Origin of the sequence: Limnospira sp., from assembly GCF_051859755.1 — a bacterium.
GTDB classification, from domain to species: Bacteria; Cyanobacteriota; Cyanobacteriia; order Cyanobacteriales; family Microcoleaceae; genus Limnospira; species Limnospira fusiformis.
Window position 1 is genome coordinate 22,774 of sequence record NZ_JBIMLI010000039.1, and the last position, 13,434, is coordinate 36,207.

Genomic DNA, 13,434 nt, shown 5'->3' on the forward strand with positions numbered 1-13,434 from the left:
TAAGCATACATATAGAGGAACTATGACCAGCTTTCCATCTAAATTGAGGAATTTGGCGGAAAAAAGTCAACCGTTGGATCGAGCGGCGATCACTTTGATGTTAGTTTTGGGTGTGTTAATTTTGGGGGTGGTTTTGAGTGGCGATCGCACTATTCCTCGTGTGCGAGAGTTCAGTTGGGCGAATAGGCTGGTAGGGGCGGAAGATAGGGCGTTTCTGTTGACATTTAACCGTCCGATGGACCGGGAGGGGGTAGAGAGAAATCTCCGCATTGACCCGCCTTTACCGGGAAAAATCAGTTGGGCGGGAAAGCGCATGGCTTATACTTTGCTAGATCCGGTTCCCTATGGTACGCCGTTCAGTGTGCAGTTACAAGGGGTAACGGATCAATTATATGAGAATCAGGAAGGTCAGTTAATTGAACCGTTTACGGGCTATTTTCGTAGTCGCGATCGCGCTTTTGTATATATTGGGGTGGAAGGAGACCAGGAAGGGAGACTGATGCTGGTGAATTTGTCTCAAGACCCGACACCTGTGGCTTTAACTCCTGAAAATTTAACGGTAATACAGTTTGAACCTTATCCGAGGGGCGATCGCATTTTGTTTTTAGCTATAGAAAGGGGCGATCGTAGTAGTGGACAGTTTGACCCACAATTGTATACTGTGATGACTGGTATTAACCCTGAATCTGTAGGTCAAGGTTCTTCAGCGCCTCAACATCGTGGTCAATTAGAAACAATTTTAGATAACAAATATTACAGTAACCTCCGATTTGATTTGTCTCGTGATGGTAAGGTGATTGTTGTGCAGCGGGTCAACAAAAGAAATCCGGTTGATGCTAGTCCTTGGGTGATTCGGCAGGGACGTTCTCCGAGACCTTTAGAAACTCAGGGGGGAAATTTTATGATTGCACCTGATAGCAAATCTTTGCTGATTTCCCAAGGGCCGGATCTGACGACTATTTTACCCTTAGAACCCAATGCTGAGGTGCTGGAATATTTACCTAAGTTTGGTCAGGTTTTGGGGTTTGCTGCCGATGGGTCGGCGGCGGCGCTACTAAAGTTTAATTCCGATGGAACCCGATCGCTATTTGTGGTGGATACGGTAGGTAATGAACGGGAATTATATAGAACTGCTGAGTTTGGCAATATTCTGAGTATCGAGTTTGACCCTAGCCAGACAATTATTTATGCTCTAATTACTGAGCTAATTGAGGATAACGAGGAATACACAGAACAGCCTTATATTGTGGCGATCGACTTAAAAACTGAGGAGATTTTCCCGCTGGTAATTTTGCCGAATCAGCAACAAATTAATCTGAGTTTATCTCCCGATGGTCTGGCTTTACTGTTTGATCAAACTATAACTAGAATTATGGATGAAGAGATAGAAAACCGACCTCGTACTGATGGGGGAGATACTATTACCACGAGTCGCCTGTGGTTATTGCCTTTAGTAACGGATAGTTCAACAGATGCTAATGCTTCTCAATGGAAACCGGAAGAATTGCCGTTTTTGGGATTTAACCCCCGATGGCTACCCTAGGTAAGTAGATGGTTAATTGATGCCAAAATTATGTTAATTATCACCTCTGAACAAGTTGCTAAAATTCGGAATCATGCAGAACAAAGTTATCCCCAGGAGTGTTGTGGTTTGCTCATGGGGCGGCAAGACTCAGGCGATCGCAAAATGATTATGGAAGTTTGGTCGATGGAAAATGCTTGGAGTCCAGTCACTGCTGAGGTATTCCAAGGGTTAGACAATAGCCCCAATATAACCACTCGCCAAGAACGTTTTACGATCGCCCCAGAAGCGTTAATGAAAGCGCAAAAGGAGGGACGCGATCGCCATCTTTCGATTATTGGTATATATCATTCGCACCCCGATCATACTGCGATTCCTTCAGAATTTGATCGGGTTTGCGCCTGGTCGGAATACTCCTATATTATTGTTTCTGTGATCGGGGGTCAGGCTACTGACTTACTCAACTGGTGTTTAGATACTAACCATCAGTTTCAAGCTGAAGAATTGATATATAGGGATTAGTGGTTGAGATGCTTCATGGTTTTATGCAGATGCTGTAAAATGGCGATCGCTATCAAGACACTTAGGGCTAATCCTAACCAAAATTGGCTAATAATTTCCGGGGTTTGATCAAGGGCTAATCCCCCAAGAGGGGGGCCGATTAAATAACCGATCGCCCAACATTGAGAATTAATAGCTAAATAAATTCCTCGCAGGGAGTCCGGGGCCAGATTAGCCGCTAAGGACGAGGCGGCGGGGCTATAAGTAACTGTAGCGATCGCTAAAATTCCTAATCCCAGAATAGCTAAGGTTAAAGTTCCGGTTTTTACTATTCCCATTAACCCCGTAATTAAAAATCCTATGCCCCATAGTATAGCTGATACAATTAGGGCATGGGGGCGACTGAGAGGATTAAGAATGCGGGACATGGGGAGTAAAAGTAAGATGGCGATCGCTGTGTGTCCGGCAAACAGGGCGCTAATGGTGATGCTGGAAAATTCGGCTTTCACAAAGTTGTTAAGATATAGGGGAATGGTGCTATGAATTTGCGACATATAGAAGGTAAATAAAATATTGACTGCTGCATAAATTAATAGGGTGCGATCGCTTAAAGCCACCATCCAACTATTAGAAGATGCAGCGGATTCGGTATCTGTTGATATAATAGGGGATTGGTAAGTTTCCGCTATCGCTAGATAAATCACTATAAAAAAGATGAGGAAAGACAATCCATCTAGCACAAATAACAGTCGATAAGCCCCCGTTGTGGCAATCACTACCCCACCCATGATAATGCCGACCTGTAAGCCGATATTATCCCCCAAACGAGTGATAGCATAGGCTTCGTTGCGGGTCTTTCCCGTGGTTAAATCAGCTACTATGGTTTCTGTGGCTGGCCAGTAAAGTCCGATACCTAATCCTAACAATAAATTCCCTAGAATTAACATCATAAAATTGGTGGTAAATGCTAGGACAAAAGATGAGAGGGCAGAAATTATCGCCGATACCAATAATGTCCAGCGCCGACCGAAGCGAGGAGAGTCACAACAAGACCCCCCGAAGACTCTCCCAATTACCCCGGAAATTTGGGCGCTTCCTAGCGCTATTCCTACGGCGGTTGAGGATAAACCTACCTGATTAACAAAGAAAATTGGCGCGTAAAATAGGGTAAATCCTGTTCCCGTTTGGGACAGTAGACGACCAACTGCTAAAATCCACACTTGTCGTGACAGTTGAGGTAGCCAAGACCAAAAGCGATTTGTACTCAAAACTATTGCCTTAATGCTATTTTGTATGTTGGCGATCGTAGCAAATTACAGTCAAACCGTGAATAGCTATCTCAACCAGAGTGAGTTTATTCGTTAGCCGGGGTTAATTTATGATAATTTGAGGAAAAATAGACTATGATTGGTTATTTAAATGGCACTGTAGCTGGTATTTATAAAAAGACGGGAAATAGAGTCTTTTTATGGCTTGATGTTAATGGAGTTGGTTATGAGTTGCAAATTTTACCCAGGATGCAGAATTTAGATGCTAAAATAGGCGAAAATTTACAGGTATTTACTCATCTACATATCCGGGATGATCTGATGGTTTTGTATGGGTTTAGCAGTATGGCGGAACGAGATCTATTTCGTCAATTAGTGAGTGTTAGTGGTATTGGTATGCAATTGGCGATCGCCCTTTTAGATACCCTCGCATTACCGGATTTAGTCCAAGCAATTGTGGGCGGAAATACCGGGATTTTAACTAAAACTCCGGGAGTGGGAAAAAAAACAGCCGAACGGATTACCCTAGAATTAAAAACCAAGTTATCAGAGTGGCGAAAACAAGCAGGACTTCCTACAGTTTCCACATCTAATTTAAGTGCAGAAATCCAAGAGGAAGTAGAAATATCTCTGTTGGCTTTAGGTTATACCACTTCCGAAGTTATGCAAGCCTTAAAAGCTATTACATCTCATCCTAATTTATCAGAAAATAATAGTGCAGAAGATTGGATTAAATATGCGATATCGATTTTATAGAGACAAAGCCGACATGGAACCAATCAACAATATAGTCACAATTAGTGTTATTATAAATAGCAGTTAAGATATGATTTGTCTTTGACCTAGCAACTTTCGCCAAACTATGCTAAAACAGTATCAAGTTCTTTAAGACTGTGCGCCGTCGCAGTTTTATTTATGGTAACACCTCGCTTGTTAGAAGATTTACCCCCGGAGTTTGAATCTCTGCGTTCTTTCCTGGTTAGTAATGTGCAACCCTATATTAATCTGGCTTTTAATAAACAGGGTTTTTTAGCCAAAGACCTCAGCAATGATCCCCTGAAGTTGTGGGAAACTAAGGTCGGAGGGTTGCCCTATTTACCCAAGGGAATGGAGTATCCTTGCGATCGTCAAACTGGGGAAATGATGATGTTTTTACTCCAGATTAACTGTGCGGAGGTTCCTTCTCTCCCCGGGTTTAAATTGCCATCTCAGGGTCTATTACAGTTCTATTCTAGTCTCAGTGTCCCCATGTGTGTACTGGGTCCAGAACCACACCGGATTATCTATTTCCCAGAAATTTCTCAAGATGAAAGCACCCTGGTCACAGATTTTAGCTTCACCCTAGATAAGCGTTACAGGGATGAATGGTATCACCATATTTATACAATCGATTTTTCTGTAGGAGAGGATATATTTTGGGATTATTGCTACAATAGTATTCCCGATAAATTGACAGACATTGGCGATAAATTTGACGAATGGTTTTTAGATTATCAGCCAGAAAATCAAGTTGGTATTAACGCTAAAATGGCAGGATTTCCAGAGTTTCATTCCTATGTACCAGAAGTTTTACATAATGCCAAAGGACAATTATTATTAGAATTTAATCATCCTTTTGATTGTTCTGATTATTTCTATTTCTATATTGACGAAGAACAGCTTATTAAAGGAGATTTTGGCGGGGTTAAATCCTATTTTATGAGGGTTTGAAAGCCGTCATAGATTTAAGTGTTTCTAATGTCTGTCAATGATTTAACCCGCATTATTTACAACTGTTCAGGGTCAATCCCCAACTCTCGCAATTTAGCAGCTAGTTTGTCTTTCTGTTGTCGTTCAACTTCTAACTGTTGTTGAGCTTCCGTAGCTGATTCTTCCGGAGTTGGTACTAAAACACCATCAGGACTAAAAAAGCGGAGTTGACGATTTTCTATCCCTAAGAATAGTTGCAGTTGTTCACTCCATAAATGTCCCATATCATTGGGAGTTATCGGTTGATAGGTTCCCTGAATTAACGCAAATCCTTGAAACTCTAAACTCTCCGGGTCAAACCAGAAATATTCCGGAGTGCGAAAAATCTCTTGATAGATTTTCTTTTTCTCCGTGCGGTCAGTCTTAGCTGTGGAACTTGATAATAACTCGACAATGATATTAGGATATTTTCCCCCTTCTTCCCACACTACCCAACTTTTGCGCGATCGCCTTTCCGTATCTAACACCACAAAGAAATCTGGTCCGCGAAAATCTGATGATTTTTTCTGATGAGGACTATAGTAAATTGTCAGGTTTCCCGCATCAAAATAATCATTTCGGTCTTGCCATAACCAGTCTAGGCATTTAATCAGTAACAAGATTTGTTGTAGGTGTAAATAACTTTCCAATGGCAACTCCTGACTTTCTAAATCTCCGGGGGGAAACTCAATATCTTGGTCTGGAGTGATTTGAGTGGGTTCTAATTCCTGAGCTATAGTCATAGCTGTCTCCAGTAATGTATTTATAGTATAGTCTATTTTTTGATAATTATACCATGGGGAGGCGGGAGTTGGGTGTGCCAAACATGATTATTAATGACTAAGTATTTATTCGGGATTTTATGAGTTATTGGTATTAGATTAAAAAGGAGTAATTGTATTGATAAATATATGGAGAGCGATCGCCACAGTAGATTTATCAAATATCGATGACATAACTAGGGGAATTTGATACATAAGTTTATATACTGGATGAGGAGGGCAGCAAAATGTTAAGAACCTGTATAGTCGGCTATCTGTATAGTGTTGGGGAATTTATAATATAAATGTTAAGAAGTAGGATTTGGTGAGGAAACAATTTTACAATATCAGCATTAGATGTTTCTTATGGTAGGAAGAGGCTATTATGCCTTATGTATGCGAGCTAGGCACCGGTCAAAGAGTTTATCTTGATAACCAAGGGTCGCAAACTGTTGTGACGATCGCCAGTGGATCACCCGGACAGCAACAGCAAGCCAGCAATGGGTTCCAGACCGGAACCTGGACTTCCCCCCCCTCCCTGTATCGGACGGGAAATGGGGTAGTGTTGAAAATAGAAACTGCTCAGGGTGAACACTTCGTGCAACTCCAGGGAAGTAGTATGAGTGTCATGGGTCAGACACCCTCCCTCGGAAGCGCCCAGCAGATGTCAGTTCAGCAGGTTTCGAGTACCCCGGCATCTTCGATGCCACCGATGAAACCGATGGAACCGATGAAACCGATGGAACCGATGAAACCGATGGAACCGATGAAACCGATGCAAATGGGGAATATGCAAATGAGTATGAACCCCATGGAAATGCGGATGGGTACCATGGAACTAAAAATGGGTTCTTCTGAGCCATCATCTGCGCCATCATCAGGAAATCGTAAATTCTGTAGTAACTGCGGTGCGACAGTACAACCTGACGATCGCTTCTGCGGAAGCTGTGGTCATCAACTCCATTAATAGCAATGGGCAAAAGGCAAGAGACAAAAGGCAAGAGAGGTAACTTTTTTGTATTGTCTTTTGCCGGCTGAAATTGCGAAATTCCGAACCATATATCCCTCTTGCCCAAATTGAGTTATGTCAGTAAAAGTTAGCCTAAACCATCAGCTTGTCTACCATTTTGAAAAGCCAGTAATTCTAGGTCCTCATACATTAGGATTGCGACCTTCTCCCCACTGTCGCACCCCCATTAATAGCTATTCCCTCAAGATTGAACCTAGTGATTATACGATGACCTGGCAACAGGACCCCTATGGCAATTATTTGGGGAGGCTGAACTTTTTATCAAAAACCGATCGCCTAGGGGTCACAGTAGATATTATTGCGGATTTACACCCGATTAATCCGTTTAACTTCGTCATGGAAAGCTATGCCGAACGCTATCCGTTTATCTACGAAGAACAACTGGGGCGGGAATTAATCCCCTTTTTAGAAATAGATGAATCCAGCCCCATACTCAAAGACTGGGTAGAACAGCACCGGGTCAAAGATATATATACCCCAGAATTTATCATTACCATTAATCAGAAAATTTCTGATTATATTAATTATACAGTCAGATTTGAACCAGGGATTCAAACCTGCGAAGAAACCCTAAAAACTCAAATAGGTTCCTGTCGAGATACAGCATGGTTAATGGTGCAGATTTTGCGGCACTATGGACTCGCTGCCCGTTTCGTATCGGGTTATCTGATTCAACTGAAACCCGATGTTCCCCCATTAGATGGACCCCCAGGACCAGAGGCTGATAATGCAGATTTACACGCTTGGGCGGAAGTATATATTCCCGGCGCTGGTTGGATTGGTTTAGACCCCACCTCTGGTTTTTTAGCAGCAGAAGGTCATATTCCCCTAGTGTGTACCGCCGACCCCCAGGCTGCCTCCCCAGTTCAGGGAACAGCGGAACCTTGCGGGTCAAATTTAGAGTTTGCGGTGACAGTTTCTCGCTACGAAAATCAACCCCGCACCAGTCAACCCTATAGCCCCACTCAATGGGAAACCATAGACCGCCTCGGGGAAGCAGTAGAGGATAAATTGCAAAGTTTGGGAGTAGGTTTAACCATGGGTGGGGAACCTACTTTTGTTTCTATTGATGATTTTGAGTCTCCCCAGTGGCAGGTACAAGCCTTGGGAGAGGAAAAGCGCAGGTTAGCCGGACAGTTATTACACCGCCTAGAAAATAAGTTTTCCAAGGGTGGCGGCTTGCTACATTATGGCATGGGAAAATGGTATCCGGGGGAAATTTTGCCGAGGTGGGCTTTAGGCTGTTATTGGCGAGAAGACGGTAAACCTATTTGGCATAATCGGGCTTTCATGGCGGTAGATGGTGACGATTATGGCTATGGGATTAAACAGGCGGAAATCGTTATTCAAGAATTAGTTAAACATTTAGGAATCGAAAGCGATCGCATTATTCCCACCTATGAATTAGAAACCGAAGAATTAGCCGGTTATGCCTTACCAATTTTACCAGTTGTCGAGTCCGAAGAATTACGCTGGGGTAGCTGTCCTTGGAAATTACCACAGGAGAAATTGATTTTATTAAAAGGTGATTCGCCCTTGGGATTTCGACTGCCATTAAGTAGCATAAGTTGGTCAGAAGAATTGCACCCAGAAGCGCGAGTATCTCTAGATCATAAACCTGCTGTGGTTGGTTCCGAACCCATCAATTTACCAGAAAATTCCGTGCGGGTAGCCATGGCGGTAGAAGCGCGGGATGGCTGTATATATGTTTTCGTTCCTCCCATAACTTCCGCCCGGTGTTTTTTAGATTTAATTACAGCCATTGAAAAAGCCGCCACTGCTGTTAATATTCCCGTGTTAGTTGAAGGATACACCCCCCCTGGAAATGATGGGATTATGGGATTTCAGATTACCCCAGATCCGGGAGTAATTGAAGTCAATATTCACCCCGCCAAAAATTGGTCAGAATTAACCGAAATTACCACCACCTTGTATGAGGAAGCGCGGCTATGTCGGTTGGGAACCGAAAAATATGCCCTAGATGGTCGGCGCATAAGTACCGGAGGCGGCGCACATATCACCATTGGCGGTAAAAGCGTTCAAGATAGCCCCCTATTACGTCGCCCAGATTTATTAAGAAGTTTGATTTCCTATTGGCAAAATCACCCTAGTTTATCCTACTTATTTGCGGGGTTATTTATCGGACCGACTAGCCAATCACCCCGGGTAGATGAAGCCAGACACGAAGGATTATATGAGTTGGAAATCGCCTTTCAAGAGCTAGAAAAGGGGCGAGAAATACCACCAGGATTGGTCGATCGCTTATTGCGAAATCTGCTAATTGATGTCACCGGAAATACTCACCGTTCAGCATTTTGTATTGATAAACTCTACCCATTAGAGAATTATCGCAACCAGTTAGGGCTATTAGAGTTTCGGGCTTTTGCGATGCCTCCCCATGCACAAATGGGGCTATTGCAAATGTTGTTAATTCGTTCCCTAGTAGCTTGGTTTTGGGAACATCCCTATACTAAACCCCTAATTCGTTGGGGAACTACCCTACACGATCGCTTTTTACTGCCCTATTTTATTGAAGAAGATTTAGGCACAGTTTTAAGGGATTTAAACGCGGCGGGTTATCCCTTTAATTTGGCGTGGTTTAAACCATTTGTAGATTTTCGCTTTCCCGTCTATGGAGAAATTACCCGTGATGGGGTGACATTAGAGTTAAGAAATGCCATAGAACCTTGGCACGTTTTAGGAGAAGAAACCGGAAATGGTGGTAACGCTAGATATGTTGATTCTTCCATGGAAAGGCTACAGGTTATGTTACGGGGGGCGATGGGAAATTCTCCCGGTTTAGATGGCTTTTCCCATCGTTATATTGTCACCTGTAATGGCTATGCAGTGCCGTTAAAATCCACCCTTAAACCAGGGGAATATGTGGGCGGGGTCAGGTTCCGGGCGCGACAATATGCGGCTTTATTGCATCCTTCTATTAACCCCCATACTCCCCTATTATTCGATATTGTTGATACTTGGGCTATGCGTTCTATTGGGGGATGTAGTTATTATATCAACCCTCCTAATGGGGTAGTTTATACAACATTTCCCATTAATGAAAGGGAGGCTGAGTCCCGGATGTTAGAAAGGTTTGTAGCCATGGGTCACACTCCCGGAACTTGGGAAATTTCCACCCCCAATTTAAGCCCTGAATACCCTTTAACCTTAGATTTGCGCCGGGTATAAATCCATTAAAGTCGCCTAAAACTGATAAACCGCCCCAACACCTTCTAAGCCGATATTCGTGTCTGGGGCGGCAATTATTAGCCCTGCATTAAAGCTGGCGATCGCACTACCAAAGTTCAACACTCCATCACTGGGAGGAAGTTCGGGGTGTAAATAGGTTTCTAATAATTCCCCGGTGCGTAACTGGAATTTGAACGCCGCCCCAAAATCGAAAGGACCGAAACCGGGAGATCCTACCACAACATTATTGTTGCTGGTGGTGGTTATGAACTCACCAAAGCGATCGCCTGTCCGCAAGTTTTCCGGTGTGTAATTTGCCAAAATTGACCCAGTAATACCATCAATTAAAAATGCCGCCCCAGCATTTATTCCCCGCTGGTCATCACCCGGAGATCCGATGATAATATCCCGTCCAATTCCCGTCCAGGCGACAGCATGACCAAAATTATCTAGTCCTGGGTTAGGGTTACGGAAAGACTGGATTAAATCTCCCGTTACACTATTAAATAAATAAGCCGAACCCGGACTGTTTGACTGACCAATTCCCAAACTACCCGGTGCGCCAATTAATACCCAGTCTCCCACAGAGGCGATCGCCGCCCCAAAATAATCATCTGGTTGCGGGTTAGGATTATTAAAAATTTGCCGTAATTCTCCGGTTATACCATCAAATAAATAAGCAATTCCCCCTCGCAATTCCGATGTACTATCCCCTGGCGCACCAATTATTATATCATTACCAATAGTCGCCAAACTGTAGCCAAAATAATCAAAAGGTTCTGGGGTGGGATTAAATAATTGAGTTACGGGTAAACCAGTTATCGTATTATAAACATAAACCGCACCCGAAGCAAAGGCGATGCTACTATCTGTGGGCGCACCAATTACCGGGGCTAAACCTAAACTAGCAATAGCAGCGCCAAACTCTGAACTTCCAGCATTAGCAGAAGGGTTCTGAAAGGCTGGTAAAATTTCTCCCGTTGTGCCGTCTAAAACATAAACTAGACCTTGGGAATTATTCCATCCCGGACTACCAATTAAAATCTGATTGTTCACAGTTTCTAAAGCCGCGCCAAACCTAGCAAAAGATTCAGGTATGGGGTTATTAAAGGTTTGGATAGGGTCAGGGGGAGTCTGGTCAGAAATAATGCTTAATGTCGCCACAGTGGGATTAATTAAAGTAGCATTTCCGGTGGCATCTTGTAACGATAATTCTAAGACTTCAGGATAGGTAACAATGGGATTATTAGCGATGAGAATTGATACAGTTTTACCCCCCAATTCTCCATCGGGAAAATTAATCATAATTGGGCTGATATCAACACCCCTGGGAGGTAAAGGAGTTAATAAACTGGGAATCAAAGTTACACTAACTGCACCATCTTCACCACCGGAACGCACCACGGTAATGGGTTGGGTACTCATGCCATTATCCTGTACTTCAAATCTGGTTGATTCAAAGGATAAAACACCCGGAACAAAAAAGTCACTGCGGTTAATATCATTAGGACGGATACCTCGCAATAGGGCTATAATTTCTCCGGTGGGAGTTTCCAGAATGGTATTATTTATATTAGGGTTAGTGTCATCAAGAATAATATTTAGCTGGTCTATGGGAGCATCTCCCAGTAGCAAAATAGTATCTTGTCCGGGGGTAAAATCAAAAATCTGATCAGTGTCAGCAATGGTGGTCCAACCATTACCAGCCTCTAAGACAAAGGTATCATTTCCCGTCCCTCCTACTAGGGTATTACTCCCGGAATTTCCGAATAGTATATTATTACCCTCGTCTGCTAAAATCAGATCGTTTCCCAGTCCCCCATAGATGGTATCATCCCCCTCGCCACCGCTAATAATATCATCACCAGATCCGCCCAAAATCAGATCATTTCCCAGTCCGCCACCAATTTGATCATCATCAGTTCCCCCATATAAGGTATCATTTCCTGGTCCGCCAAAGATGGTATTTTCTCCAGCATCTCCCAAAATTAAATCATTACCTTCTCCACCCCTAAGAATATCAGAACCTTGTCCACCATAAATTAGATTATTTCCCGCATCTCCATCAATAACATCATTTCCCGGTCCCCCAAATATGGTATCATTTCCCGGTCCTCCTGATAGGATATCATTCCCAGCATTTCCAAAGATTAAATCATCACCTTCATTACCCTCGATATAATCATCTCCCTGACCGCCATATAAGGTGTCATTTCCTCCCCCTCCAAATATTTGATCATTCCCCTGGTTTCCATAAATTAGTGCTGGGTCTACTAAACTTCGGACTGTATCATTTCCAGACCCTAGAAATACTCCCAAGGGAAACACCCCTAATTGATTCTCAAAAAAGGTGATATCTACGGGGTTATCATCTCCGACAAGGCGCAGCAAACCAGTAATTGGATCAGTTTCAGGTCTTAATACCATAGTTAATTAGGCGATCGCATTTTATTACTAACAGGGAACAGGGTATCATTTTTTCTTCCCATCCACAACTGATCAATAGTGACAAACTCATATCCTTGTTTTAATAATTTTGGAATCACCTTAGCGCTAGTTTCTGCTACATGACAGCCACCAAAATAGCCATCATGAAGGACAATTATCGAGCCATTTTTAGTCTGTCGCAAAATGCGATCGCTCACCACCTCTACCCCCGGTTCTACCCAATCTTCCGGAACCACAGACCACATCACTGTTCGATAGTTCCAATTATTCAGAAGTTGTAAAGTTTTCCCGGTAAACAATCCATTAGGAGGACGCACATAGATAACTTGATTTTCTGGCAATCCACAAATCTGACAAATCGCCGATTGAGTTCGGTCTAAACTTAACTTTAATTCTCGTTTATTTAACCTAGTAAAAGACTTGTGCTGATAACCATGAATCCCAATCAAATGCCCGCGCTGATGGACTTCTTGAGCAATTTTAGGATATTTTTCGACGAAAATTCCCAACCAAAAAAAACTAGCTTTAATCTGACAATAGTCCAAAACTTGCAATAATTCCAAGGTATATTGAGGATGGGGACCGTCATCTATAGTTAGGGCGATTTGTCGTTGAGATAAATTACCACTCCATAAACAATTAGGAAAACCGAATTTTAACAGAGGGTATAATAACGGATACAAAAAAGCTAGTTGCAGTTTGATGGGAGATTTAGCCATGTTACCAATTTCCTTACTCGTGACCTACCAACAGTTATTGAGTTGATGAACTTAGGCGAAACTCTCACCTTCAGCCAGACCAGTAGACAACACCGACTCTATAGCGTGTAATAGTTTATCCTCCCCATTAACATAGGATTTGCGAAAAATCCGAGTTTGATCTATAATCGTACTTAGACCAATTGTAGCAAAGTCAGCACCCCCGGCTGAAGCACGGGGGCTTCGTGCCCCCCTTTCAGGTAGCTGACCAGCTATAGCCTTAACTGGC

The 13,434-nt window shown here is 43.0% G+C and carries 11 protein-coding genes; 6 read left to right on the forward strand and 5 right to left on the reverse strand.

Features of this window, described 5'->3' with window-relative positions:
• Positions 1-22 precede the first annotated feature (22 nt).
• Complete coding sequence (locus tag ACTIE0_RS09390; RefSeq protein ID WP_006668803.1) at positions 23-1,543, forward strand: hypothetical protein; 1,521 nt, start codon at positions 23-25, stop codon at positions 1,541-1,543.
• A 30-nt stretch (positions 1,544-1,573) separates the two neighbouring features.
• Entirely contained in the window at positions 1,574-2,044 is a 471-nt protein-coding gene (locus ACTIE0_RS09395; protein ID WP_006625127.1) for a M67 family metallopeptidase, read from the forward strand.
• On the opposite strand, the gene ACTIE0_RS09400 is transcribed toward ACTIE0_RS09395, so the two are convergent.
• Positions 2,041-3,291, reverse strand: coding sequence for an MFS transporter (locus ACTIE0_RS09400; protein ID WP_039932618.1), 1,251 nt, complete (start codon positions 3,289-3,291; stop codon positions 2,041-2,043). The two genes, ACTIE0_RS09395 and ACTIE0_RS09400, sit on opposite strands and share 4 nt — an antisense overlap.
• 135 nt (positions 3,292-3,426) lie before the next feature.
• Here ACTIE0_RS09400 and ruvA point away from each other — a divergent pair, with 135 nt between their 5' ends.
• Positions 3,427-4,047 (forward strand): Holliday junction branch migration protein RuvA, encoded by a 621-nt coding sequence (gene ruvA, locus ACTIE0_RS09405; protein WP_006625125.1) that lies wholly within the window; start codon positions 3,427-3,429, stop codon positions 4,045-4,047.
• Between the two features lie 159 nt (positions 4,048-4,206).
• Positions 4,207-5,001 (forward strand): DUF1963 domain-containing protein, encoded by a 795-nt coding sequence (locus ACTIE0_RS09410; protein ID WP_006668801.1) that lies wholly within the window; start codon positions 4,207-4,209, stop codon positions 4,999-5,001.
• Between the two features lie 56 nt (positions 5,002-5,057).
• Here ACTIE0_RS09410 and ACTIE0_RS09415 read toward each other — a convergent pair whose 3' ends face one another.
• Positions 5,058-5,762, reverse strand: coding sequence for a Uma2 family endonuclease (locus tag ACTIE0_RS09415; protein WP_111893574.1), 705 nt, complete (start codon positions 5,760-5,762; stop codon positions 5,058-5,060).
• Between the two features lie 403 nt (positions 5,763-6,165).
• Here ACTIE0_RS09415 and ACTIE0_RS09420 point away from each other — a divergent pair, with 403 nt between their 5' ends.
• On the forward strand, positions 6,166-6,747 hold the full coding sequence (locus tag ACTIE0_RS09420) for a zinc-ribbon domain-containing protein (protein WP_006668794.1): 582 nt from the start codon (positions 6,166-6,168) through the stop codon (positions 6,745-6,747).
• Between the two features lie 117 nt (positions 6,748-6,864).
• Positions 6,865-9,999: a transglutaminase family protein gene (locus tag ACTIE0_RS09425; protein WP_006625120.1), complete on the forward strand. Its 3,135-nt coding sequence runs from the start codon at positions 6,865-6,867 to the stop codon at positions 9,997-9,999.
• A gap of 15 nt (positions 10,000-10,014) precedes the next feature.
• Here ACTIE0_RS09425 and ACTIE0_RS09430 read toward each other — a convergent pair whose 3' ends face one another.
• The 3 genes from ACTIE0_RS09430 to ACTIE0_RS09440 form a co-directional block, all read right to left on the reverse strand.
• Complete coding sequence (locus ACTIE0_RS09430; protein ID WP_006625119.1) at positions 10,015-12,426, reverse strand: calcium-binding protein; 2,412 nt, start codon at positions 12,424-12,426, stop codon at positions 10,015-10,017.
• Positions 12,427-12,428: 2 nt separating this feature from the next.
• A complete protein-coding gene (locus ACTIE0_RS09435; RefSeq protein ID WP_006668793.1) occupies positions 12,429-13,166 on the reverse strand; it encodes a polysaccharide deacetylase family protein in 738 nt (245 codons plus the stop codon).
• A gap of 51 nt (positions 13,167-13,217) precedes the next feature.
• On the reverse strand, positions 13,218-13,434 hold a 217-nt coding region (locus ACTIE0_RS09440), incomplete at its 5' end, for a hypothetical protein (RefSeq protein WP_439516887.1).